At 44.9% G+C, this 25,621-nt stretch carries 20 protein-coding genes; all 20 read left to right on the top strand.

All coding sequences use genetic code 11. The features are described from left to right. Window positions 1-236 precede the first annotated feature (236 nt). The 20 genes from MKZ13_RS28060 to fliD all read left to right on the top strand — a co-directional run bounded on the left by MKZ13_RS28060 (window position 237) and on the right by fliD (window position 25,617). Entirely contained in the window at window positions 237-2,960 is a 2,724-nt protein-coding gene (locus MKZ13_RS28060; RefSeq protein WP_339179857.1) for a stalk domain-containing protein, read from the top strand. A 47-nt stretch (window positions 2,961-3,007) separates the two neighbouring features. Further along, window positions 3,008-4,168, top strand: a complete 1,161-nt coding sequence (locus MKZ13_RS28055) for a sensor histidine kinase (protein ID WP_074092506.1) — start codon at window positions 3,008-3,010, stop codon at window positions 4,166-4,168. Window positions 4,169-4,175: 7 nt separating this feature from the next. Then, entirely contained in the window at window positions 4,176-4,898 is a 723-nt protein-coding gene (locus MKZ13_RS28050) for a response regulator transcription factor (protein ID WP_026081439.1), read from the top strand. Window positions 4,899-5,255: 357 nt separating this feature from the next. Further along, window positions 5,256-5,633, top strand: a complete 378-nt coding sequence (locus MKZ13_RS28045; RefSeq protein WP_036612497.1) for a hypothetical protein — start codon at window positions 5,256-5,258, stop codon at window positions 5,631-5,633. Between the two features lie 392 nt (window positions 5,634-6,025). After that, a complete protein-coding gene (locus MKZ13_RS28040; protein WP_339179853.1) occupies window positions 6,026-7,396 on the top strand; it encodes a helix-turn-helix transcriptional regulator in 1,371 nt (456 codons plus the stop codon). Window positions 7,397-7,677: 281 nt separating this feature from the next. Further along, window positions 7,678-7,860, top strand: a complete 183-nt coding sequence (locus tag MKZ13_RS28035) for an aspartyl-phosphate phosphatase Spo0E family protein (RefSeq protein ID WP_339179850.1) — start codon at window positions 7,678-7,680, stop codon at window positions 7,858-7,860. A 313-nt stretch (window positions 7,861-8,173) separates the two neighbouring features. Next, window positions 8,174-10,063, top strand: a complete 1,890-nt coding sequence (locus tag MKZ13_RS28030; protein WP_339179848.1) for a helicase-related protein — start codon at window positions 8,174-8,176, stop codon at window positions 10,061-10,063. Between the two features lie 65 nt (window positions 10,064-10,128). Further along, window positions 10,129-11,025, top strand: coding sequence for a ComF family protein (locus tag MKZ13_RS28025; RefSeq protein WP_339179846.1), 897 nt, complete (start codon window positions 10,129-10,131; stop codon window positions 11,023-11,025). A 294-nt stretch (window positions 11,026-11,319) separates the two neighbouring features. After that, window positions 11,320-16,254 (top strand): fibronectin type III domain-containing protein, encoded by a 4,935-nt coding sequence (locus MKZ13_RS28020; RefSeq protein WP_339179843.1) that lies wholly within the window; start codon window positions 11,320-11,322, stop codon window positions 16,252-16,254. Between the two features lie 149 nt (window positions 16,255-16,403). Next, on the top strand, window positions 16,404-16,811 hold the full coding sequence (locus tag MKZ13_RS28015; RefSeq protein WP_339179840.1) for a TIGR03826 family flagellar region protein: 408 nt from the start codon (window positions 16,404-16,406) through the stop codon (window positions 16,809-16,811). Window positions 16,812-16,984: 173 nt separating this feature from the next. Beyond that, entirely contained in the window at window positions 16,985-17,269 is a 285-nt protein-coding gene (flgM, locus tag MKZ13_RS28010; protein ID WP_053779526.1) for a flagellar biosynthesis anti-sigma factor FlgM, read from the top strand. An 11-nt stretch (window positions 17,270-17,280) separates the two neighbouring features. Continuing rightward, entirely contained in the window at window positions 17,281-17,784 is a 504-nt protein-coding gene (locus MKZ13_RS28005) for a flagellar protein FlgN (RefSeq protein ID WP_076333996.1), read from the top strand. A 19-nt stretch (window positions 17,785-17,803) separates the two neighbouring features. Beyond that, on the top strand, window positions 17,804-19,354 hold the full coding sequence (gene flgK / locus MKZ13_RS28000; protein ID WP_339179837.1) for a flagellar hook-associated protein FlgK: 1,551 nt from the start codon (window positions 17,804-17,806) through the stop codon (window positions 19,352-19,354). A gap of 23 nt (window positions 19,355-19,377) precedes the next feature. After that, window positions 19,378-20,298 carry a flagellar hook-associated protein FlgL gene (gene flgL, locus MKZ13_RS27995; RefSeq protein ID WP_339179835.1) on the top strand — a complete coding sequence of 307 codons (921 nt, stop codon included), beginning with the start codon at window positions 19,378-19,380 and terminating at the stop codon, window positions 20,296-20,298. 15 nt (window positions 20,299-20,313) lie between these two features. Continuing rightward, a complete protein-coding gene (locus tag MKZ13_RS27990; protein WP_339179832.1) occupies window positions 20,314-20,883 on the top strand; it encodes a DUF6470 family protein in 570 nt (189 codons plus the stop codon). A 42-nt stretch (window positions 20,884-20,925) separates the two neighbouring features. After that, window positions 20,926-21,414, top strand: a complete 489-nt coding sequence (fliW, locus tag MKZ13_RS27985) for a flagellar assembly protein FliW (protein ID WP_339179829.1) — start codon at window positions 20,926-20,928, stop codon at window positions 21,412-21,414. 1 nt (window position 21,415) lies between these two features. Continuing rightward, window positions 21,416-21,661 (top strand): carbon storage regulator CsrA, encoded by a 246-nt coding sequence (gene csrA, locus MKZ13_RS27980; protein WP_339179826.1) that lies wholly within the window; start codon window positions 21,416-21,418, stop codon window positions 21,659-21,661. A 144-nt stretch (window positions 21,662-21,805) separates the two neighbouring features. After that, entirely contained in the window at window positions 21,806-23,506 is a 1,701-nt protein-coding gene (locus MKZ13_RS27975) for a flagellin (protein ID WP_339179823.1), read from the top strand. 126 nt (window positions 23,507-23,632) lie between these two features. Further along, window positions 23,633-24,013: a flagellar protein FlaG gene (locus tag MKZ13_RS27970; protein ID WP_339179821.1), complete on the top strand. Its 381-nt coding sequence runs from the start codon at window positions 23,633-23,635 to the stop codon at window positions 24,011-24,013. Between the two features lie 14 nt (window positions 24,014-24,027). Then, window positions 24,028-25,617 carry a flagellar filament capping protein FliD gene (gene fliD, locus MKZ13_RS27965; protein WP_339179818.1) on the top strand — a complete coding sequence of 530 codons (1,590 nt, stop codon included), beginning with the start codon at window positions 24,028-24,030 and terminating at the stop codon, window positions 25,615-25,617. Window positions 25,618-25,621 lie beyond the last annotated feature (4 nt).

Raw genomic sequence — 25,621 nt, 5'->3', positions numbered from 1 at the left:
TCATTCATTTATCAAGATTTACATTCAATACCTGGAATTTTGTAAGCTTCAGAACGATTATTTGTGAAAAACTCATTAACCAATATATACCTCAATCTTGGCTATGGGCGTAACTTTTTCCACAAAAAGCAGTCTATTAATAGAAGAGTATACTAGAGATCTCGCTATCGGCTGCCTACTTGGCAGTGTTCGTGATGTCTAAGATTGATATACAAGATGGGAGAGACGTTTCAGACATGCTGGGGAAACATGGGAAACAGCTGGAAGACGTTAAGGGCAGTAAGGTGAAGAAATGGGCGATTGTGACGCTGGCGGGTGTGATCTGGATTGCACCGGTGATGAGCGCAGGCGGGCAGATGTGGTCAGGCACTTCGTGGCAATCGGTGGCTGCAGCAGCATCTACGAATACAAGCAAGTTGAGTGAAGAAATTCTGACTTCGGGTGCGAAGCTCATGAAATACAGATATACGACAACACGTTCCGGTTCCAAGGTCAACGTACTGGCGGATGTAATCCAAGTGGATTTGCAGAACCCGTATGTGAAGCTGGATGTGATGACAGGCAAGGGCGGTAATCTGAACAGCAAACAGAGCACAGGTGCCATGGCCAAGGAAAATGGTGCAGTGGCTGCTGTGAATGGCGATTACTTCAATGTATCCGGGGAGCTCGCGCCCATTGGTGGACAGGTCTCGGATGGCGTACTGGTCTCCACACCTTCCGAACTGTCGGGCATGTATGCCCTCACGGTGACCAAGGATGGCAAACCGATGATCGACGAGTATTCTTTTGACGGAACAGTGAAGGCGCAGGATGGTTCAACCTTTGCTTTGCGTGGGATAAATAAAGAGGATTACACGGTAGAGTCGGGTGCGGTGAAATATAGCCATGCCAACTCGATGTATATTTATACACCGGCATGGACGTCGAGCAAACGACCAAATGATCCTTCCACAACGCCAACAGAGGTTCTCGTGCAGAACGGAGTAGTTACCCAAATCTCGGATAAAAAAGCGTTAAACATGACGGTGCCGCAGGATGGGTACATTTTGCGTGCGCATGGAACAGCGGCGACATGGATCATGAGCCATCTATCTGTTGGGCAAACCTTGGATGCGGATTACAAGCTGAAAGCTAAAACAACTGGGCAATCGGTCGATCCCAGTAACCTGGAGATGATGATTGGCGGTCACACCATTTTGGTAAACGGTGGCAAGGCAGCTTCCTTTTCCCGTGATATCGCATCTTCCGGCATTGGTGGCATTCGTGCAAGAACGGCAGTAGGGTACTCCCAGGATGGTCGGTATGTTTACATCATTGCAGCGGAGAAAAATAGTAACAGCAGCGGTATGTCGCTGACGGAACTGCAATCCTTTATGACCAGTGTGGGTGTCTGGAAAGGCATGAACCTAGATGGAGGAGGCTCCACAACAATGGTAACACGTCCGTTGGGTGAGCAAACCGCTGGTCTGACGTTCAACACAGAGTATGGTACCGAGCAACGTCAGGTTGTAAACACACTAGGTGTGTTCTCTACGGCTCCTGTAGGTAAACTGAAGGGCTTTGCCGTGAGTGGCAGTCAAACGTTGCTGGTGGGGCAAGAGGGCAAGTACACAGCCAAAGGATATGACACTTACTACAACCCAATTGCAACAGGCGATATCAGCATGTCCTGGAAATCCAGCAACAACAGTATCGTGAGTGTTAGCAACGGAACGATCAAAGGCGTGAAGCCAGGTACAGCAACGCTGACGGCAACGAGCAATGGAGCCTCATCTTCCATTAAAGTATCAGTATTGGGTGGAAGTGAATTGGCTTCCCTGACAGCAGGATCAGGTCTGGGTTCGCTCAAAGCGGGCACAACGATGTCCATTCCAGTAACGGCAACAACGAAGAGTGGACAAAGTGTTACGGTTCCGGCAGACTCGCTGACATGGGAATTTATCGGATTCAAAGGTAAAGTTACTGCTGACCAATTAACCGTATCTTCCGTCAATTCCGGTGCACAAGTGGGATATGCGATTGGACGTTATGATGGTTACAGCACAGTCGTGGTACTCTCGGCTTCTGCAAGTGAAACGATCTGGGAGAACTTCGAGAACGTGAATTATCCGATTAACTTCACAACGAACGCAGCGGGTGTAACTGGTACGGCAACCGTTACAGCAGGAACGGGTGAAAAAGCCGGCTCCAATGTACTGCAACTTGGTTATGATATGACTGCTGGAACAGGCAAAATGTACGCTTATGCACAACTGAATGGTTCTACCGGCAGAGAGGTATCTGCAGCGGCTACGTCGATGTCGATGGATGTTATGGGAGATAAAAGCCTGAACTGGCTACGTGCCGAATTCACGGATGCCAATGGCAAAACGGTATATGCCGATCTCGCAAAGGCAATTGACTGGAATGGGTGGAAGAAGCTGAGTGTGGACCTGAACGGACTGAACATCGCCTATCCGGCGAAGCTGAAGCGGGTCTATGTGGTGAACGTGGAGGAAGGTCAGGATGAGCGTGCGAAATCAGGTACGGTTGCTTTTGACAATATCGCATTCACGATGCCTTCCAAGTCCAGTGAAGTAGGATTGCCTACGGGTACAGCTTCGCTTGTGCTTGGACAGAAATCGATGACGGTGAACGGAACGAAAAAAGCGATTGATGCAGCACCAGTCCTGAAAAATGGTACAACGTATGTGCCAATCAAACATGTTTTGGACGCTTTTGGTGGTCAGGCAAGCTGGGATAGCAAAAATCAGCGGATCACGGTATTACGTGGTGGCAAGCTGATTGATCTGGTGGTAGGGCAGAAAGAATTCATTCTGAATGGTAAAAGACAGAGCGCAACTGTTGCACCATACGTAACGGGTGGTAGGACTTTAGTCCCACTTAGACTCGTTTCCGAGCAACTTGGTCTGACTGTAAAATGGGAACAGAAAACGAAGACCGTTACCATCTCATCGTGATATGGTATGATATATACCGGAAACGATAGAAATGGAGTCGAACAAACGTGGATTTACAAGCCGATGCCATAGACCGCGTCATTAAAAACGCCATACAAGTCATGGAAAACAGCAAATATCAAATGTTCGAAATTATGGACGCAACTCGCGATGAGCTGAAAACACTCAACGAAGAGTTAAAGTCGGTACTGAAGGAGACGGCGGAAACGATCGAGAAAGTAGATCAATTGGAGCTGAACTACCGCCGTTCCCGGATCCGGCTGACTGAGGTTAGCCGCGACTTTGTCCGTTATTCCGAACATGATATCAAGCAGGCGTACGAGAAAGCAACACAGCTGCAGCTGGATCTGATGATTTATCGTGAGAAGGAAATGTATCTGAAGGCCCGTCGGGATGATCTGCAGAAGCGTGCCAAAAATGTGGAAGCTTCTGTGGAGCGTGCCGAGACCATCGGTTCGCAGATGGGTGTTGTACTCGAATACCTGTCAGGTGAACTGGGTCAAGTGACCCGGATCATCGAATCTGCCAAAAATCGACAAATGATTGGTTTGAAAATAATTTTGGCCCAGGAAGAAGAGCGGAAACGTATTGCTCGTGAGATTCATGACGGGCCTGCGCAGATGCTCGCCAATCTAGTGCTTAGGACGGAAATTGTAGAAAGAATGCTCATTAAGCAGGATTTTAAGATGGTCCAGGCCGAAATAGTAGATTTGAAAGGCCAGGTTCGTTCCAGTCTTGAAGAAATGAGAAAAGTCATTTTCAATCTGCGTCCTATGGCACTGGATGATCTGGGACTGATTCCAACGCTTCGGAAGTACGTGCAGGATTTTGAAGTAAAAACGAAAATCCGGTCGCTTTTTGAAACGAGAGGCAAGGAACATCGTTTATCTTCAGCCATGGAGGCTGCGATCTACCGCCTCGTGCAGGAAGGTCTGTCGAATGCTGCAAAGCATGCTTATCCCACATATGTTGTAGTGGAAATTACATATCAGGCTCAGCTCGTCAAAATTGTCGTTCAGGACAATGGGCTTGGGTTCAAACCGGAGCTTCTTGCGAAGAAAAGCAAGGATCATACCCACTTCGGTCTGATTGGGATGAGAGAACGGGTTGAACTGTTAGAAGGAAGAATAGAGATTGAATCCGGAGAAAATCAAGGAACCAAAATAGTAATTCATATCCCGACAAACGTGGATAAGGGGAAGGAGTAGCAGGATGATGGAAAACCGTGATACTGGTAAAGCATCAATTAAAGTTCTTTTGGCTGATGATCATCAGCTGTTCCGTGAGGGACTGAAGCGCATTTTAAATATGGAGGACGACATTGAGGTCATCGGCGAGTGCGGCGATGGTATTCAAGTGCTCGAATTCTGCAATCAGGATAAACCTGACATCGTATTGATGGATATTAACATGCCGATCGAAAACGGGGTTGAGGCAACGGAGAAATTGCGTGAGCTGTTCCCTGATGTCAAAGTGATTATCTTGTCCATTCATGATGATGAAAGTTATGTATTTGAGACCCTTCGTAAAGGGGCTAACGGATACTTGCTGAAGGATATGGAGGCCGAGTCTCTGATCAATGCGATTCGTTCCGTGCATGAAGGCCATGCGTTCATACATCCGAAAGTAACAGGCAAATTGATCATGCAGCTGCGTCGTATGACGTATCTTAATGAAACAGGGGCAATGAGTGAAGGAGCTTCGAAGGAAGCAGGCGTTAAATTTGTTGCTGGCGACAATAACCCGCTCACACGTCGTGAGGCTGAAGTACTTCGCTTGATGGCAGAAGGTAAGAGCAACAAAATGATTGGTGAATTCCTGTTCATCAGTGAAAAAACAGTAAAAAACCATGTCAGCAGTATTCTGCAGAAGATGGAAGTGGACGACCGTACACAAGCCGTTATCAATTCGATCAAATATGGTTGGGTTACGCTCTAGTACCTTATGTTTTTCGTAAAGCAGTATTCTTATGGTAAGTCAGTCCATTGGTTGATTCAACCTAGACGAAGTATAGATTGGTGTTCACTCGCGCCCTTTCCAGAATGTTGGATTGGTCTGCGGGTTAATGGACTTTATCACTGCAAATGAGCAAAGTGTAAGGTTGTGCGGAACATATGTTCAAGCTTAGGTGTGAATGAATGACCTGGCCTGTCTTTCTTCGTCCGGTGTCGATCAGCGTGGAATATGAGTGATAGGAAATGCAAGTGTAACCCTTCAGGAAGTACAGCATATACTTGTTGTATACAGGGATGTTCGCCATGGGTGAGCATGACCTTCCGAGGAGGTGCAGTTGCCATGGTTGCTCATCTAACTATGATTCTGCTCATATACTTCCTGGCGGCAATGGCCGTTCATGCCATGCACCAGCGCCATCTTTCCCGTCCGGAATCTGAAGGTTTCGAGCAGATCCTGCTCATCCCTTCCAATCAGGCAGGGCGGATCGAAGGCATTGTAAGAGAACTTTGCCGGGAATTATTATACCGTGGTAAGAGCTTCAGATTAACCGTTGTTGCTGATCGTACAGAAGCGGAAACGATTACGATTATTGAAAAGCTTATGCAAAGGCAAGGCATGGAGACATCTTATCTGCCTGCTGTCCCTGCTGATATTGAACGGGTAGCACAGACCGATCACACGTTTCGCCTGATTGATTTGCGTGAGTCAGAGCAATAAATCATGATGTGAGCGGGAAATGGGATTAACATTTCGCAGATCTACAGTGAAAAGATTACAGCAGAAGCTGTAGTCTTTTTTTGTAATTGTAGCCAAGTCTGCTTTTAAATTAAAAATGGGTTTTTATGCAATCTATGGTTATAAAACTTTTCGAAGTCAGAACTCTTAATTTAAAAGTATAGACGATTCAGATTGGAAAAAGTTTCGCGATTTTAAAGAAAGATTCTGGTTATTAGCAGAATTGTGGTGAGAGTGTACTATAGGGGATAGATCAGCCCATAAAATGAGAGCGGACTCTTCCATTATATTGACCTATGGTATATTAAACCATATAATTACTTAAAATGGATGTTGGACGTGGGAAAAGTGTGTTTCTGGAAGGGGGTATCTTCTTGAGTGTATTGAATAAGACGATCCGAACAGAATTTTTACATTACATAGAGGAAAACAAAATCCTTCTTTATCATTTTGCAGAGAAATCAGGCATTAACTCTGGAACGCTAAGTAGAGTGATTAATGGTTCACAGCCTATATCGGTAAAAATCCTGGATATTATGACAGAATACATGGGATTGGAAGATGGGTACTTTTATGAACAGTATGTGAGTGAGTTGTTTGATGATTCTACAATGAACTGGAGACGACTGCGTCCGTTTATCATACGCTGTGCAGAGCTTGGTAAAAACGATTGTATTGAAAGAACAGTAGATCTAATGATGGAAAATCCTACGTATATCAAACCTTTGTTTGATTGTGCCGAATCATTTAATGCCGAAGGGAGTGCGGAAGCTGCATTAATTATATATCGTAAGGTGTGTGAAGGAGAACGGTACCAGCATGCCGAACGATTGGCGATCTGCCAGTATCGAATATTCAAGCTCTCGATTAACCATGATCAGCAGAATAATCTGGAATGTGCTGTGCAATTCGATCCTTTTGTCGCGCGTCTTAATGAGTTGGAGCAACTGGATGCGTTGAAAGATCTGATGAATCTCTATCTCTCTTTACGTCGTTGGGAAAAAGCGGAGCAACTGGCTACACGAATGGGTAAACTGGCAAGGGTACAATATAAAATCAAACATGAACGGATTAGACGAGGGAAGAGTTATCAAGAGCCTTCCAAAGCGTTGTTTGGTTATATTTTATATTCTGATTTGATCATAGCATCAATATATGGAGAAAAGAATGAGTATCAGCAGGCGTTATACTACATCTCACGCTATGAAAATCACGAGTGGATTATCGAGAATGATCTTGAGGCGGAGCTTACAAAGAGTCAGTTTCGGGACTGGGCAAAAGCAAATAGGTACCTCTTTGAAATAATGGCAGGAAGAATTGAGATTTTAGATGAGTATGTGGATTATTTATCTACAAAAGAGAATGAGATTCTACGTGGGTTGTTTAAGCTTATTAAGGCTGCACTAAATTATAATATGAATATGGATCATGTGTTGGAACGCTTTAAGACCACAATATCATTTTTTATGATCACACATGAGAAGGTGGGTTCTTATACCAATCAGATTATAGATGATCAGTTCGTGAATTTCTTGGCAGATGTAGCGGATTATTATCTAAACACAGATCGGATTCGGGTTGGGATTCAATTTATACTGGATAGTTTGGCAATCTCAGCTAGAATTAATAATGATGCTTGTATGGTCAGAGGGTTCTGTACATTTGATTCCATTCGGCATTTAGCAACAAACGAAGAGCTTCATAAATACACTACACTGCTGAAGGAGGTCCGAAAAGAGAGATGAAGATAAAATTCATAATCATTGCTACCATAATTACCATCACAACAATGGTGGTACCATTTAATACGTCTTCTGCTACGGAGAATGTACCACCTGAAGTTCCAGAAATTTTGACGACTAATTCTCATGGTCAAGGTGGTTGGTAGATCTTATTTTATAGATAATAGAGAGATACCTGTGAGAGGATGGCCACATTTCATTTTCTTATAGGTGTTTTTGTATATCTGACATGAATCTTGGTTTTTACATAAGGGGTTACACTATTTCATAGAGGTGAGGATGCTATGAAATATGTTGTGAACAATCAGGAAAGTGACTTGGAACATGAACGGGAAAGCTTGCACGCGTTGGTTGCGATTTATGGTTTACAACATCCAATCGTAATTAAGCAATCCGAGATTTTGGATGAGTTGATTAATCGATATAATCGAATGTTCTCAGGCATCTCCAAACTAAGTAATACATAACTGGTTCCTGGACATTTCAGACCAATATGATTGAAGTAAACGTACATCGTAGAATAAGGTTCATCTAAATGATATATATATAATAGTCTGGTTAGAAGTTGTTCAGTACTTGATCAGCAACTTCTAATTCGAGTTTGGAAATAAACTTTTGGAGTGGCTGAATTTGTAGAGTAGAGATTCAATTGGTATAGTGATAAGTAGATTGATTATACGAAGATGGAATATGGACATGAAGCACATGCTCCGGCGAACAGCCGGGTTGGCATGTGCTTTTTTTGCGTTCAGGAGAAAGTACGATGGGGGAGGAGAGTAAATGAAGGTTGCTTTGTATGTGTGCCGTGTAGGGGAAGGGTGGAGCATGATGTTATCACTCGACATTCGAGTGGATGTGGCTTGGTGGCTGGAGGGAGGAAGTGGGCGACATGTGCTGCGCTGGCTGCTGTTAGATCCGGCGTTGCCGTTGAGTCAGGCATCCTGGTTGGTTGAACATTTTGAGATGGAGCGGGACATGGTTCAGTGGGGCCAGCGCGAATGGCAGAGCTATCTTGCACAGAAGCTGGATGTGTATGAACTGGGCTCGGGGGAAGCAGAGGTTAGGAAGGCTACAGCGGGCAAAGCGGGGAGTGCCGCTGTGCGTGGTGCTTTGGTAGGCGGGATGCCCGAGCCGTATCCCGCCGGGCAGTGGGCTCAGCTGGAGCGGGACGCGGCCCTGCTGGCTGAGCGGATCAGCGGCCGCCAATTACTGGCGGCCGAGGCGGAGGCGTTGCTGGCGGATACCGCCCAGCCGCCAAGGGAGTGGCGCGCGGCTGCGCAGCTCGCGCGCTTGCATGGGCGGCTGAGTATCACAGCCGCCCTCGAAGGGCCTGCCACGCGCCGTCGGCACGCGTGGCTTGGACGCGCGCAGAGCGCGCCCCGCTGCCACCGTTGTGGCAGCGAAGCCAGGCAGCGCGTTCCCTGCGCTGCCTGCGGCCTGGCGGCGTGCGCCTACTGCGAGGCTTGCCTCGCGCTGGGACGCAGCCGTGCTTGTGCGCTGCTGCTACGCAGTGCAGCGCAAGGAGCCGTGCCACGACGCGGCGAAGCACCGCGTGGCACGGCCTTGGCCCCCACCGGCGGCGGACTCGCCCGGTGGGGGCTTAGCGCAGCGCAGAGCGCGGCAGCAGCCGCGGCGCTTGCGTTTTTGGCCCGGCCGCCCGCAGGGGATGGGCCGGGGCAGTTCTTGCTGTGGGCCGTGACCGGGGCCGGCAAGACCGAGATGATATTCCCTCTACTCCAACATACATTGGATCGTGGCGGACGAGCTTTGGTCGCTACGCCGCGCAGGGATGTGGTGCTGGAGCTAGCCCCGCGTCTGGCGGAAGCTTTTCCGGACACTTCGCTCGCTACCCTTTATGGAGGCAGTGACGAACGCTGGAAAGACGCCCAGCTCACGCTTGCGACCACACATCAACTGATGCGTTTTTATCAGGGATTTGATCTCGTTATTATCGACGAACTGGATGCGTTCCCTTATCACAACGATCCCATGCTCGCTCACGCGGCAGCATCCTCCTGTAAGCCGGACGGGAATTTTGTCTATCTATCTGCCACACCGCCTGCTCGGCTTCAGAGGGAAGCAGCACGGGGGAAACTCAATCATGCCAAAGTTCCAGTACGTTTCCACCGTCATCCTTTGCCCGTGCCAAGATTGGTCAAAATGGTTACCGTTGCTGAATGTATTAAGAAACGAAATCTTCCTTCTACCTTGAGGACTAACATCCAAATTTCATTGAAGCGTGACGCCCAGGTATTTGTCTTTGTGACACGTATTGCCCAGATTGGGGCGTTTGTGAACCTGATGCGTCGTACCTTTCCTGGAATCCATATCGAAGGAACTTCATCTCAGGATCCTGATCGCGCTAGCAAAGTTACAGCCTTTCGTGAACGCACAATTCGTTTGCTCGTAACGACAACAATTCTGGAGCGTGGTGTTACCATTCCGCGCAGTGATGTTTTTATATTGGATGCAGACAATGGTCTTTTTGATGAAGCTTCACTGGTTCAGATGGCGGGTAGAGCAGGGCGTTCCATGGATGACCCGGCGGGTAGAGTGGTTTTTGCATCATCTCGTCGGACACGTTCACAGGTGAAGGCTGTTGCACAGATTCGGAAAATGAACACGATCGCTCGTCGCAAAGGTTACCTGCATCCACCATCCCAAACCTAATTGTCATCTGCCCAGTTCGTATCCACATATCACAATACATTCCCGAGACTGGAGGTATGCCCCCTATGTTCAACTGGCTCAGCAACATATCCGATCACGCGCAACACCTGACCCAGCGTCTCCATCACCTGCTCGCCCCACCGGGAGCGACTTGTCTGACATGTGGCACTCGAGCGATTCTGTCTTCAACTTATTCAGGCATATGCCCACGTTGTGTGAAACAGATTCCATGGATTCGTTCCATCCGTTGCCTGCGTTGTGGTCGGGGTGTTGGGTGCCCGGACTGTGCTCGTCCACACATGCAAAACCGTTCTTTTATCGCCAACCGTAGCGCCGTACAATACAACCCTCTTATGAGAGAATGGATCGGCATGTACAAATTCAGAGGCCATGAACGCTACGCACCGCTCCTAACCGCGCTGTTGATTCAAGCTTTTCAAGCGATGAGTGAGGAGCAGAATTCTGCTTTGGCAAAAGAACCCCCAGCCCCCGTGGCTCATTTCGCCACACATGCTCAACAAACGAAGCCACAATGGCGGCCTGACGCGGTCACCTATGTCCCGGTGAGCAACGAGCGGCTGGCCGAGCGTGGCTTCAATCAGGCGGAGCGGCTGGCTGCTGGGCTCGCCACCGCCTGCCGCCTACCTATCGTTGATCTGTTGCAGCGCCAGATCAACACCACCAAACAAAGCTTCAAATCACGCGGTGAGCGTATTGAAACGATGAAGAACGCTTTTTCCATCAACCCGGATGGTATGCATCTAATTGAAGAGCTATACAGGGAATCTCATCTGCCAACACATATGGGCATATCGCATGCCAAACCCATACAGTTACTGCTGATTGATGATATCTATACAACAGGCAGCACCTTGGACGCTTGTGGACGGGTTATTCTTAATGCTGGCTTCTACATGGAGATTCCGGTCAATGTTTACACGCTGACACTGGCAAGATCCTAGACAGGAAAATATGTTCCTTTATTAATCATTGGTACGTTAATGCGTGTCTCCATTTCATTTATTCCGTTTGAAATATAGTTGTTTGATGAAATTATAAATGAAAGCGTAATAAGAAATTTTTTACATGTAAAAAAGAGGAATTGGTTTTCTCGCGCAGAATAGATAGTTTTGCCGTTCACCACAGGTGACAGCATAGGGAGTGGCACAACATATCTGTCGAAGGGGAGAACAAAAGTGGTCGCAGGAAAAAGAAAAAATGGATTTTACTTATGGACTGTCCGTCTACTAGTATTCATGCTGGTATTCGGACAGTTTGGCGTGTACGGGGGGAACCGGGCAGATGCCGCAGTAGGAAGCGGGATAGTCTCATCAAGTAATGATTACCAATATGTGTTGACCAACAACAACGGCCAACTACAGGTGAATCAAAAATCAGTTAAGCTGGGTTGGGTGAGATCATATGAGATTTCAACATCAGGATATTCTTTTAGGAGAAGCCAATCGATTAATGGAGCAGTTGAGGACATAACCAAGATTTCATTTGGCTCCTACACATCTACTTATGCCGGTAAAGTTACCAATGCCTTTATCATCGACTTTGCTGAGGTATGGGAGTATTACACGACTATGGAATACAGACAATCCGGAACCAATGTTGGAGTATGGAATAATTCCACCGTTGATGAATTTGGAATGACTACGCCAAGATATGTGCAAAGCTATGAGGCTACACAGTTAAGTCTTGTGATTAATGCCGATACAGGAGCGGTAGTAGATTTTGTATCCAACCTGAATCCGTATTATATACGGAAAGCAGAATCATTCAGTTTTGTAAAAGAGCCGGGGACAACACAGCCTATTACTACAATTCCTGCTGTTCCAACTAATTTGGCGGCTGATGCCAGTGATGTAGCTATTAATCTCAATTGGTCTGCTGCTCCACAAGCTGTTCAATATGAGATTGAAGAGAATGGCGTAGTCAAAGGGCCTTTTTACGGAATCAATTATACAAGTTCTTCACTTACACCCAATACTACATACACCTATAGAGTACGTGGAATTAACAGACTAGGGGCTAGTGAGTGGATTGAGCCGGTTGCAATAACAACCTTGCTTGAGAAACCTGTTTTGACCGTAACGCCAGAGGAAGGCAAGAATACGATTCAGTGGATGGCGGTTGAGTCTGCAGATCGCTACCAGTTGCAGATTGATGGTGGTACACCATTTGAATTAGGAAACGTAACTTCCTATGTACATGAAGGGCTTGAAGCGAATTCAACGCATACCTATGTGCTAAAAGCCTTCTCGGCTAACAATGAGAGTTCATGGAGTAAAATGGTGAGTCAGTTAACAGTACCTGATCGTACCAACGGGCTGACGGTTACTGATGCCACATTCAATAAATTAACGGTAGCTTGGACTGCGGTAAAGGGTGCTACCGGATATGATTTGGAGATTGATGGCACTAATGTTGCTGTAACAGGTACCACTTATAGTAAAACTGGCCTTACAGCCAATACAGAGTACACTTTTAGAATCAGACCTAAAAATGCTGGTGGTGCAGGAAGCTGGAGTGATGTAACTACAGGAATCACCCAGATGAGTACACCCGTTATTCAGTCCAACCCTTCACAAGAAGAAGTTGTTCTCATCTGGTCACCAGTTGATGGTGCAACGTCATATGAAGTTGAGGCGGATGGCGTTGTCGTTGGAGATATATCAGATTCAATCTATACGCACACAGGGCTCAAACCTGGAACGGCCCATAAGTATCGTGTACGAGCTATAAGTGACAATAACATTAGCGCATGGTCGGCAGTGAAATCACAGAATACGTTGCCTGATTCCGTTAATGGATTGGTGGTCAGTGCAGCGACCAATGCAGCTGTAACTGTGAAATGGACAGCAGTAACCGGAGCCACAGGTTATGATCTTGAGATCGATGGAACAGTTGTCCCTGTAACAGGAGTAACCTACACGAAGAATGGTCTCGCAGCAAATACAGATCATACCTTCCGTATTCGCTCAAAGAATGCCGCTGGTGCAGGGGCATGGAGTGATCTGATCAGCGGAATAACGCAGTTGAACACACCTGTCTTGAAAGCAACATCAGAAGAAACTGCAATCAATCTGACATGGGCTGATGTAGCAGACGCAACCAAGTATGAGATTGAGGCAGACGGAGCAGTGGTTGCAACAGTAGAAGAGCCTAGCTACAGTCACACATTATTGTTACCAGGAACGGCGCACAAGTATCGTATTCGTGCGTTGACCGAGACCAATACGAGTGCATGGACAGCAATTCTGACACAGAGCACTGTACCTGCCTCCGTTACAGGATTAACAGTTAACTCGGCTACGAACGTAGCTATTGCTTTGAAATGGACAGCAGTTACGGGAGCAACTGGATATGATCTGGAGATCGATGGAACAGTTGTCCCAGTAACGGGAGTAGCTTATACGAAGAGTGGCCTTTCAGCAAATACAGATCACACCTTCCGTGTTCGCTCGAAAAATGCAGCTGGTGTAGGAGCGTGGAGTGAACTCATCAATGGAACGACGCTCCTAAACACACCTGTACTAAAAGCATCATCGGAAGAAACTGCAATTAACCTGACATGGGTAGCTATTGCGGACGCAACCAAGTATGAGATTGAGGCAGACGGAGCAGTAGTGGCAAAAGTAGAAGAACCTAACTACAGCCATACAGCATTGTTACCAGGAACGTCCCATAAGTATCGTATTCGAGCGTTGACCGAGACCAATACAAGTGCATGGACAGCAACCCTGACGCAAAGCACCATCCCTGCTTCCGTTACCGGATTAACAGTTAGCACGGCTACGAATGCAGCCATTGCCTTAAAGTGGACAGCAGTAACCGGAGCCACGGGATATGATCTGGAGATTGATGGAACGGTTGTCCCAGTAACGGGAGTAGCTTATACGAAGAGCGGTCTTGCAGCCAATACAGATCATACTTTCCGTGTTCGCTCGAAAAATGCCGCTGGTGTAGGGGCATGGAGCGATTTGATTAGTGGAACCACACTTCTAAATACACCGGTATTAAAAGCATCATCAGAAGAAACTGCAGTCAACCTCACGTGGGCTGATGTAACAGACGCAACCAAGTATGAGATTGAAGCGGACGGAACATCAGTGGAAACGGTAGAAGAACCTAACTACAGCCATACAGCATTGTTACCAGGAACGGCCCATAAGTATCGCATTCGTGCGTTGACGGATACTAATACAAGTGCGTGGACAGCAATCCTGACGCAGAGCACCATCCCTGCCTCCGTTACCGGATTAACAGTTAGCTCAACTACGAACGTAGCTATTGCTTTGAAATGGGCAGCAGTAACGGGAGCAACTGGATATGATCTGGAAATCGATGGTACCGTTGTCCCAGTAACGGGAGTAGCATATACGAAGAGTGGTCTTGTAGCTAACACAGATCACACTTTCCGTATTCGCTCGAAAAATGCCGCTGGTGTAGGGGCTTGGAGCGAACTCATCAATGGAACGACACTTCTAAATACACCGGTATTAAAAGCAACATCAGAAGAAACAGCAATCAACCTAACTTGGGTAGCTATTACTGATGCGACTAAGTATGAGATTGAGACTGACGGAGTAGTGGTAGCAACGGTAGAAGAACCTAGCTATAGCCATGCAGCACTGCTACCAGGAACGGCGCATAAGTATCGCATTCGTGCGTTGACCGAGACCAATACAAGTGCATGGACAGCAATCTTGACGCAGAGCACTATACCTGCCTCTGTTACAGGATTAACGGTTAGCTCGGCTACGAACGTAGCCATTGCATTGAAATGGACAGCAGTAATCGGAGCCACGGGATACGATCTGGAGATCGATGGAACGGTTGTCCCAGTAACGGGAGTAGCTTATACAAAGAGTGGTCTTACAGCCAACACAGACCATACTTTCCGTATTCGCTCGAAGAATACTGCTGGTACAGGGGCTTGGAGCGAACTCATCAAGGGCACTACACTTCTAAACACACCAGTACTAAAAGCAGCATCGGAAGAAACTGCAATCAACCTGACATGGGCAGCTATTGCTGATGCGACTAAGTATGAGATTGAAGCCGATGGAGTAGTAGTGGCAACGGTAGAAGAGACGAGCTATAGTCACACAGGACAGTTGCCAGGAACAGCCCATAAGTATCGCATTCGTGGGATGACGGATACCAACACAAGTGCATGGACAGCAGTGCTGACACAAAGCACCATACCTGCTGCAGTTAACGGTTTCATGTTAAATACCGCTACACCTGTTGCCATTTCATTGAAATGGAGCCCTGTTACAGGCGCCACTGCTTACGATTTGGAAATTGACGGTGTTGTAATTTCTGTGAGTGGATCTGCTTATACGAAAAGTGGTCTTCTAGCCAATACAGACCATACCTTCCGCATTCGTGCCAAAAATGCTGCTGGCATTGGTAGCTGGAGTGAGATTGTAACCGCCTCGACCCAATTAAATGTACCAACAACGCTGAAAGCTGCACCTGAAGAAACGGCAGTTACGCTGACATGGAATGAAGTTGCTGGTGCAACAAAATATGAGATTGAGGCAGATGGCATAGTGGTTGCTACTGTAAGTGATCTCTTGTATGTCCATAATGGAGTACTTGGTGGAACCATTCATAAATATCGTATTCGTGCCCTGACCGACACTAATGTGAGTGCATGGACAGCACTATTGTCCCAAACTACGTTACCTGCAAGTGTCTCAGGCTTGAGTATTAACTCTGCAACCACAGCGGCTATTGCGCTGAGATGGAGTGCTGTAACTGGAGCTACCGGATATGATCTGGAGATTGATGGTACGGTGGTTGCCGTGAGTGGAGTTGCTTATACGAAGAGCGGACTTGCACCAAATACGGAGCATACCTTCCGAATTCGTGCCAAAAATGCTTCTGGTGCGGGAGCTTGGAGTGAAATTATAGCGGGAATGACTCAATTAACTACACCTGTGCTGAAGGGAACTTCGGACAAAACAAACGTTTTTCTGACTTGGGACTCGGTTGGGGGAGCTTCGTCTTACGAAATTGAAGCCGATGGGCAAATTGTGGCGACTGTCATTGATACAACGTTTATTCATTCTGACCTGTTACCGTCCAGTTTGCATAAATATCGCATTCGGGCATTCAATGATCAGAACACAAGCATATGGTCTTCTGTACTAAGTATTAGAACATTGAATTAGTAATGTATAAGGGGGAATGGGTTTGCATATATGTGCATCCTGTTCCCCTTTTTTGCTTTGTAAATAGACTATGGCTTCATCAGAGAAAATAAGGTAATGTATAGTTATTATCTATTCGGAAATGGAAGTTTGAGAGGGGCGTTTTAGCGATGAATCTAGGCAATTGTCCTCGCTGTGGTAAATTATATGCGTTGAATTTTCGAGATGTATGCTCGAATTGTATTAAGGAAATGGAACAGGAATATCAGATCTGTGTAGATTATTTGCGCGAAAACAAAGGCACCAATATACAGGAACTATCTGATGCAACAGATGTTTCGATCAAAACCATTACCAAGTTCATCCGTGAGGGACGGATTTCCATCGAAAATGCCCCGAATATGATGTATCCTTGTGAAGTATGCGGAACATTGATTCGTGAAGGTCATATGTGTGACTCTTGTCGTCAGCGCTTGACGAAAGACTTGGCTAGTGCAGCTCGTGATGTAGGTCAGAAGGATAACGGCAATATAGGCGGACGAACCTACAATGCTCTCGACAAACTACGCGATTCATAGGAACGAGGTCTTAAATACAGATCTTGCTATAACAAATGTTTTGAAACGTACCGATAAACTTATTAAAGATTATCGGTTTTTTTTATTATCCTAATCATTTCGATAACATAAAGATAAAGTAAGAAAAACGTATATCAATGTAAAATTCTAACGTGGAAGGAAGTGTAGTTCATATGAAAATCAATGAACCGAGTAGAATTGGAGCCATCAATTCATATCAAAGGAACGTTGAATCCAATCAGCAGGCTGATGCCAAGAAGAGCCGCCGTAAGGACGAAGTATCCATTTCTCCGGAGGCGATGAAGATGCTTGAGGAACAAGGGCGTACACAAGATGCAGGACGCATTCAGCGGATACAGGAACTGAAAGAACAGGTCAGTTCAGGAACGTATCAGGTAGACAGCAGCAAGCTTGCTGACAAATTATTACCGTATTTTAAGTCTTTTGATAAGGAATAGGTGATCACGTAATGGCAGCACTGGACAGATTAATTGCAGTTTTGCAGCAAATGGAACAAAGTCACCGCGATATGCTGGCACTCAGTGAGGTCAAGAGACAGGTCATTGTCAAAAACGATGTGGATGAACTCATTGCCGTTCTGAACAAAGAATCCCGGTTCATGAAACAACAGGAGCCATTGGAGATTGAACGGCAGAGTGCAGTCCATGAATTGCTTCAGGAGCGTGGCATCAAGTCCATGCTGAACCTGAACATTACGGAGATCTCCAAACTGATTTTTGATCCGGCTGACAAACAGCGATTGCTTGAAGTCCAGAAGAAGCTGGCGGGAACACTGCAGGAGTTAAAGGAAATCAATCAACTGAATCAAAAGCTGATCGAGCAATCGTTGATGTTTATTGATCTTTCAATGGACATCTTTGCTTCTCGGCCAGAACAGGATGCCACATATCAGCATCCTGCTGATAAGAACGGCAATCCAGGGCGAATCGGTCTGTTTGACACGCGTGCCTGATTAATTAGGGGGAAACCAGGTGACATCTACATTTCATTCAATCGAAACGGCTAAACGCAGTTTGTTCACACAGACGACAGCTCTTAGCACAACAGGTCATAACGTAGCCAATGCCAACACAGAAGGGTACTCACGCCAAAAGGTAAACATGCAGGCATCCATTCCAATGGAGCCGTTCGCATTTCTGCATAGCACAACACCAGGACAGCTCGGTACAGGGGTAGAGTTCGACTCCATTACTCGTGTGCGTGAGAAATTTCTGGACGACCAATATCGTAATGAAAACACCAACTTCGGGAGTTGGTCCATTCAACGAGATACGCTTGAGAAACTTGAAGCTATTGTCAACGAGCCATCGGACACCGGATTTCGGACGGTTATGGATAATTTCTATAAATCATGGTCAGATCTAAGTAAGAATCCTGAGGACGTTACGGCACGCCGGATTGTCAAAGAAACAACTCTAGCTCTTACGGATGCGATGAATCAGATTAGCCGCCAATTGGATGCGCTTAGCCAGGATTTGGACAGTAACATCGCTGTGAAAAGTAATGAAATACAAGGCTATCTTGGGAACATTGCGAATCTGAATAGTGCTATTGTAAAAGTCGAGTCTCTTGGCGATAATGCCAACGATTTACGTGACCAACGTGATCTGATGACAGACAAGCTGTCCAAAATCATGAATGTTACCGTTACGGATTCCCCGCAAGGATATCAGATTCAGATGAATGGACAGGCACTCGTTACAGGCGGAGCAGTACAAGTCGCGGTAGATCCTGCTTTTCTGAATACAGCATATACAGCTGGAACACTCACTAATGGTGAGGTTCATGGCATGATTAAGTCCAGAGATACCTTGGTAAGTGATTACCGGAAACAAATGGACGACTTGGCTAATACCCTTGCTAACGGTGATATCCAAATTACAATCCCAGTGGGTTCTGTTTTACCTGAAAATAATCCTTGGGGTCTCACAGGTGAAGCTCGCAAGATAGATGAAAGTTTTCCAAATCCAGTGACGGTTAAAGGCTTTAACGGGTTGCATCAAATCGGGTACAGCATGGATGGAACTAATACAGGAGGATTACCTTTCTTTACCGCAGCAGGTGGTGGAACAGCGATTACAGCGGGTAACATCTCATTGAACGCTGAGATTCTGGCTGACCCGAATAAGATTGCTACTTCGCTCCGCACAACGGATGCTTCTGGCACTGAAACTGTAATTAAAGGTAACAACACACTTGCGATTTTGATTGCTAATTTGAAGGATACACCAATGAAGACGACCGACGGTCTGCGAAATGCAACAATCGGTGCACAGTTTAGTGCGATTGTGGGACAACTGGGGGTGCAATCTCAAGAGGCCGCACGTCAAACATCGAACTCGGAGTTCCTAGTAGAGCAAGTGGACACCCGTCGTCAATCCGTGAGTGGCGTATCTTTGGATGAGGAGATGGCCAACATGATCAAGTTCCAACATGCTTATAGCGCCTCTGCACGTTTTATGACCACATATGATCAACTTCTCGATAAATTGATTAACTCTACCGGCATGGTAGGCAGATAATAGAAGGGAGTGGCCTAACAACCATGAGAATTACAAATAACATGCTTAGTTCACAGTTGCTTTTGAACTTGAACCGGAATGCACAGCAGATGAACAATACTCAGACACAACTGGCAACAGGCCGTAAAATTAACAAACCTTCGGATGATCCGGTAGGGATCACATACTCCCTTCGTTATCGGGCAGAACTTTCATCCAATGAGCAGTATCAGAAAAACGTAGATAGTGCGGTTTCCTGGCTGGAGTTTAATGACACCGTTATGAATCAAGCTGGGAATGTAGTACAGCGTCTGCGTGAATTGACGGTACAAGCTTCGACAGGGACAAATCCTCAATCCGCGCTAGATAGCATTAAAGAAGAGGTAAAACAACTTAATGAGCAATTAATTGATATTTCCAACAGTAAGCTTAACGGAAAGTATGTCTTCAATGGTGAAACCTATGACGTGAAGCCATATGATTTCCCGGCTAATGCTGATGGTACACTTGATACAACGAATGCTACATCCATTATTACGGATAAAGGGAAAATTAACTTTATTGTTGGTGAGAGTGTTCAACTTCCAATTAACATTAGTGGAAACGAAGTATTTGGTACAGATACAGAAGAAGATAACCTTTTTGGTATTATGAATAATATTATGAAGGCTTTAGGTAGTGGTGACAAAAAAGAGCTCTCCAATCAGTTGGGGAATATCGATAGCCGCATGGATAAGATGTTGGCAATTCGTTCTGAGATTGGTGCAAAAACAAACCGTGTAGATCTGATGGCTGGTCGTCTAGACGATTTAGGTATAAACTTAACTGACCTTCAAGCCAAAGTTGAGGATGCAGACTACGCGGAGCTTGCGATGCAATCCAAAATACAGGAAAACATCTATAATGCTTCTCTGTCTGCTGGTGCCAAAATTATCTCGCCATCTCTGGTGGACTTCCTGAGATAAAAAGGGGGGGGATTTATGAAGACTCTTCCTGTTGTTCAAATTCGAACCACGCCGTCTCTTTTGAGTATTGATGCTGACCCAGGACAATACTCCATTCGTCAGCCGAAAGCAGAGGTTAAACTGAATACTAGGCCTTCAAAATTGACAGTAGAGAGTCATCCCATTCGACTGAATGTAGACCAATCAAAGGCGTTCTCCGCCTACACTGGCGGAAATATGATAGATATGAATGCGAGAATATATTCAGGTATTGAACAGCAATTCCTGCAAAATATGGCCAATCGCGTACAACAGGGCAATCAATTGGCAGCTATTCACAAACCGGGTAACACGATTGCTAATATCATAGGTACGGACTGGCAACCACAGCCTTTCCCTGAGACTCGAACTCCTGCATCATTTGATAACGTAGATATTCGTATTGAAACGAGACCGCCTGATATTCGTTTTCAAGCCGCTGTTTCAGAAATGAATGTTACGGTCAACAGACCTGAGATTGAATACCAGAGGGGAAAGCTCGATATCTATGTTAAGCAGTATGCATCAATTCAATATACTCCACCTACTGTAGATATGGGGTTATAAGATATAATGTAGAGCTATAGACGGTCTCTGATACAGTCCTCTATGGCTTTTTTTTATCAATTTTTGCCGAGGGAGGCGTTTGTCATTCATATCCAAACAAGCATATGGGGAGAAATAGAAGTTAAAGAAGAAGATATATTTAAGTTTCCTAAAGGTTTACCGGGATTCGAGGAAAATACAGAATTTACATTAATCCCATGGGAGGATACGCCTTTTAGTTATTTGCAGTCGATACAAGAGCCCGGACTTTCATTTTTGTTAGTAAGCCCATTTGTATTTATGCCTAGCTATAGTTTTGAACTGGCCGACATAGACAAAGAAGAGCTCGCGATTGAAGATCAAGTTAACGTATTTACAATTGTTACAATACATTCTCAAGCGAATAGATCTACAATGAATTTGCTAGCACCGATTGTTTTGAATCCTGAAAATCGCCTAGGTAAACAGGTTATACTTCATCAATCTGGTTACGAACCACGCCATCTCATTTGGGCTGAAGAAGAGAAGACCTCAGTGAAGGGTGGGGTATAACATGCTGGTTTTATCACGGAAAAAGGGTGAATCTATTATCATTCAAGATAATATTGAAGTTACAATATTATCTGTAGAAGGTGATACGGTGCGTATTGGAATTTCAGCACCTAAACATATTGATATCTTCAGACAAGAAGTATATCAATCTATTCAGGAGACAAACCGAGAGTCTGCAACACCTCTTGCAACTAACGTTGAAGCATTTATGGAACGTCTTCGAAATAGTGGCAACAAAAAAGAATAAAAAAATTCCAATTTGCTATAAACACTTGCTCTCCTCCTGTCGATATATAATTTAGACGCTGCTTCGGCAGGGCGGCCGACCTTAATGTCGCGGCGTTTACCACAAGGATGTGGTACTAACTTATTTTCAGGGAGGAACTATCTAATGATTATCAATCACAATATCGCTGCGTTGAATACGCACCGTCAGCTGAGTGCAAACTCCGCAAACACAAACAAAAACATTGAAAAATTGTCTTCCGGTCTTCGTATCAACCGTGCTGGTGACGATGCTGCTGGTTTGGCAATTTCCGAAAAAATGCGTTCCCAAATCCGCGGTTTGGATCAAGCGAGCCGTAACGCTCAAGATGGTATCTCTTTGATTCAAGTAGCTGAGGGTAACTTGAACGAAACTCACTCTATCCTACAACGTGTTCGTGAATTGGCTGACCAATCTGCCAACGGAACGAACACTGCAGAAGATCGTAAAGCTCTTCAAAACGAAGTTAGCCAATTGAAATCTGAGATCGACCGTATTGGTGATACTGCAGAGTTCAATACACAAAAATTGTTGAATGGTAACTTGAGTGGTGCTGGTGGTTCTAACGGTATCAACCAACTATCTGGTTCCCAAGTATTCAAACAAACTGCAGGTACTTTGACGGGTGCTGGCGCTGGTGGAGTAGCAACTAACACAGGTGGAGCAGAAGAGCTTAAATTTGACAAAAAAGATGCAATCGTAATTGATGGAAAAACCATCACGATCGACTGGAGCAAGCACTTAAGCGAAGCAGATAAGGCTGTATTGACAGGTGACTGGTCAACAACTCCAATGGATGCAACTGCAAGTGGTAAAATCCGCGATGTATTGCAAAAAGCAATTAATGCATCTATTGATGATTCTGGAACTGGTGTAGAGCACGTTAAAGTGACTGACGCAACTCCAGGTACGTTCAAAATCGAAAGTGGTTCAAAAGGGACTTCTTCGAAAGTTGAAAACTACTTTGGTGACGGTGCTAACCTCACAGCTAAACTTGCAGACGGAACTGATGCGGCAGGAAGCGGTTCTGTATTAGACGTGTTCGTTGGTGCGGCTGCTGAGCAAGCAGGTGCAGTAACAGTGGCAGCTGGAGAGAACAAAGTTCTAGATGCAATTGTTGCAGGTGATAAATTTAGCTTTAGCCTCAATGGTGAAACTCGCACAGTTACGGGTATCACTGCAGGTGCTAACTCCGATGCTAAAGCATTGGCTGATGCCCTAGCAACAGCAATCAATGCTCAAATTCTTGATATCAACACTAAAGGTGGATTTACAGACACCGATAAAGAAATTAAAGACGTTGAAGTGAAAGCTGAAAACGGTCGTTTGACTGTAACTAGCCCAAGCGGAGTAATTGATTTCGGTGAACTTGCTAATGGTGATGTATTGTCCAAACTGGGTCTTGATCAAGCTTCTCGCGAAGCTTCCGGTACGGGTGCTGTTTCTCTGCAAATTGGTGCGAATAAAGGCCAAAACCTTACATTCTCCATCAACGATATGAGATCCAACGCTCTGGGTATTTCCGGTGTAGATATCTCCAGCCAAACTGGAGCACAAAATGCTCTGACTAAATTGGATTCCGCAATTTCCAAAGTGTCTGCTGAGCGTTCTAAACTGGGTGCTGTTCAAAACCGTTTGGAGCACACAATCAACAACTTGGGAACAACTTCTGAGAACTTGACTGCTTCCGAATCCCGTATTCGTGACGTAGACATGGCGAAAGAAATGATGGAACAAACAAAAAACAATATCCTTGCACAAGCTGCACAAGCAATGTTGGCGCAAGCAAACCAACAACCGCAAGGCGTTCTGCAATTGCTTCGTTAATATTCAACTTATTAAAAAGCTTCGGATTAATCCGAAGCTTTTTTTTGTTTTGTTAGCATTTTCCTAAATATATGGTTGTTTATAACCGATATATACTATAAATAAGCTTTGTTGGAGGATAGACTCATGAATGTACAGCTTTCTCTATCTGCTTCAGGATCAGTTAGCGGACAGCCCAGATCAGATGCTTCAGGAACTGGTGAATTAGTAACCTCAACACGTGCTATAAAGAATACTAAAGAGATGAACATAAAAGAGCTTCAGGGTGCTAGTGTATCTTTGGCTGATGAACATTTAATCAAGACGATTGAGCGTGCTGTGCAGTCCTTACAAGGGCCTCAAACAACATTAGAGATTAGCGTGCATGAGAAAACCCATGATATTATGGTGAAAGTGTTAAACAAGGATACTGGCGAATTAATCAGGGAGATTCCACCTGAGAAAACGTTGGATTTAGTTGCTAAAATGATGGAAATCGCGGGGATATTAGTAGATGAAAAAATTTAGAAAGGGGATATGATATGGTAACTCGGATTAATGGTTTTTCTGGTATGGATATTGATAGTATGGTCAAAAGTATGATGGCTGCCAAGAGAGTTCCACTCGACAAAATGAATCAGCAAAAACAAATCTTAGAATGGACAAGAGATAGTTACCGAGAGATTAATAGTAAGCTAGTTGAGTTTAGAACCAACAAACTCGTTGATAAGTACGGAAAAAGTGCAGCCCTAAATACGAACAAATCAGTTATTAATGGTAATACTACAGCAGTGAGAGCAGAGGCAGGTCCTTCAGCTACAGGAATAGACATGAAGGTAAGTGTAACACAACTAGCTTCTAACAAAACTGTGGAGACAAGAGGTGTGGGGCAGAGCGTTTCTAGCTCCAAAACTCTTGCTGACCTGAAAATGATTAGTGATGGTGTGACAGATCCTGCAGTATTAACCGATGCTGATCGCGAGACTTATAACAAGGCAGTGTATCCATTAACAATTGGTGGGGTTACTTATGAGGACGATAAAGGGGAGCCATTGTTTAATGGAACTACGTCCATCGCAACTCTAGTATCCACAATTAACGGCAACTCTAAGTCAAATGTTACTGCTAAGTTTGATGAAATTACGGGTAAATTGATGTTTACCTCAAAAAAAGGCGGTACTTTAGGTAATACTGATGAAATAATCTCAAGTGGTGATAATAGCACATTGAAATTATTTAACCAAAGCTATGATTCTGTTAACGATCCCACAGAGTTTGTTGAAAAGACAGGGATAGATTCTATATCGTTAGTTAATGGTGTTGAATTTAAAAATAATAGTAATAGTTTCACGGTCAACGGTGTAACCTTAACTTTATTAAAAGAAACATCCACCACAGTGGGTAGTGTTACAACTGATACACCCGCTGAGATTTCAATCCAATCAGATATTGAAACGGCAGTACAAAATATTAAAAATTTTGTAGAAGATTATAATTCGCTGCTTAATTTACTGAATTCGAAAGTAGATGAAGCCAAATATCGTAATTTTACACCGTTAACGGATGAGCAGAAATCGGCAATGAAGGACGATGACATAAAGAACTGGACAGAAAAAGCAAAAAGCGGACTTTTGAAGAATGATGACATTCTCCGAAGCACAATTTCTTCAATGCGTAGTATTATTTCAAAAGAAGTTGTAAACTTAAAAGAAATTGGAATTAATCTGGGAGATTACAATACCAAAGGTAAGCTAGAGCTAGATGAAGCGAAATTGAAACAAGCACTGGCTGCTAACCCACAGAAAGCAATTGATTTACTCCAAGGTCCTGCTAGTGATTCGGAAAGTGGGATTTTTGATAAATTAGCATCTAAAGTGACGGAATCTCTTGAAAGTATGGTAAAAAGAGTAGGTACCAGTAGATATTCGACGGATCTGACAACAACATTTAATGAGCAAAGTGTCATGGGTAAGAGGCTTAAACAGTACAATGATAGAATTAGTGTTATGTTGACCAATTTGAACAATGCTGAAACACGGTTTTATAAACAATTCACTGCGATGGAAACAGCTATGAGTAAACTTAGCAGCCAATCCTCTAGCTTGTTTTCAAGCTTGGGAATGAATTCTTAAAGAG

Origin of the sequence: Paenibacillus sp. FSL R5-0701 (assembly GCF_037973995.1) — a bacterium.
GTDB lineage: Bacteria > Bacillota > Bacilli > Paenibacillales > Paenibacillaceae > Paenibacillus.
Note: the sequence above shows the minus strand (reverse complement) of the source record. Positions and strands in the feature narration are given on the sequence as shown.

What these genes read in the sequence shown, in the direction of transcription:
- csrA (WP_339179826.1), top strand. Translation starts at nt 21,416, where the DNA reads ATGCTGGTTTTATCACGGAAAAAGGGTGAATCTATTATCATTCAAGAT.
- MKZ13_RS27970 (WP_339179821.1), top strand. Translation starts at nt 23,633, where the DNA reads ATGAATGTACAGCTTTCTCTATCTGCTTCAGGATCAGTTAGCGGACAG.
- flgL (WP_339179835.1), top strand. Translation starts at nt 19,378, where the DNA reads ATGAGAATTACAAATAACATGCTTAGTTCACAGTTGCTTTTGAACTTG.
- flgM (WP_053779526.1), top strand. Translation starts at nt 16,985, where the DNA reads ATGAAAATCAATGAACCGAGTAGAATTGGAGCCATCAATTCATATCAA.
- fliD (WP_339179818.1), top strand. Translation starts at nt 24,028, where the DNA reads ATGGTAACTCGGATTAATGGTTTTTCTGGTATGGATATTGATAGTATG.
- MKZ13_RS28015 (WP_339179840.1), top strand. Translation starts at nt 16,404, where the DNA reads ATGAATCTAGGCAATTGTCCTCGCTGTGGTAAATTATATGCGTTGAAT.
- MKZ13_RS28060 (WP_339179857.1), top strand. Translation starts at nt 237, where the DNA reads ATGCTGGGGAAACATGGGAAACAGCTGGAAGACGTTAAGGGCAGTAAG.
- MKZ13_RS27975 (WP_339179823.1), top strand. Translation starts at nt 21,806, where the DNA reads ATGATTATCAATCACAATATCGCTGCGTTGAATACGCACCGTCAGCTG.
- MKZ13_RS28030 (WP_339179848.1), top strand. Translation starts at nt 8,174, where the DNA reads ATGAAGGTTGCTTTGTATGTGTGCCGTGTAGGGGAAGGGTGGAGCATG.
- MKZ13_RS28035 (WP_339179850.1), top strand. Translation starts at nt 7,678, where the DNA reads ATGAAATATGTTGTGAACAATCAGGAAAGTGACTTGGAACATGAACGG.
- fliW (WP_339179829.1), top strand. Translation starts at nt 20,926, where the DNA reads ATGGCTTTTTTTTATCAATTTTTGCCGAGGGAGGCGTTTGTCATTCAT.
- MKZ13_RS28050 (WP_026081439.1), top strand. Translation starts at nt 4,176, where the DNA reads ATGGAAAACCGTGATACTGGTAAAGCATCAATTAAAGTTCTTTTGGCT.
- MKZ13_RS27990 (WP_339179832.1), top strand. Translation starts at nt 20,314, where the DNA reads ATGAAGACTCTTCCTGTTGTTCAAATTCGAACCACGCCGTCTCTTTTG.
- MKZ13_RS28045 (WP_036612497.1), top strand. Translation starts at nt 5,256, where the DNA reads ATGGTTGCTCATCTAACTATGATTCTGCTCATATACTTCCTGGCGGCA.
- MKZ13_RS28025 (WP_339179846.1), top strand. Translation starts at nt 10,129, where the DNA reads ATGTTCAACTGGCTCAGCAACATATCCGATCACGCGCAACACCTGACC.
- MKZ13_RS28020 (WP_339179843.1), top strand. Translation starts at nt 11,320, where the DNA reads ATGCTGGTATTCGGACAGTTTGGCGTGTACGGGGGGAACCGGGCAGAT.
- MKZ13_RS28005 (WP_076333996.1), top strand. Translation starts at nt 17,281, where the DNA reads ATGGCAGCACTGGACAGATTAATTGCAGTTTTGCAGCAAATGGAACAA.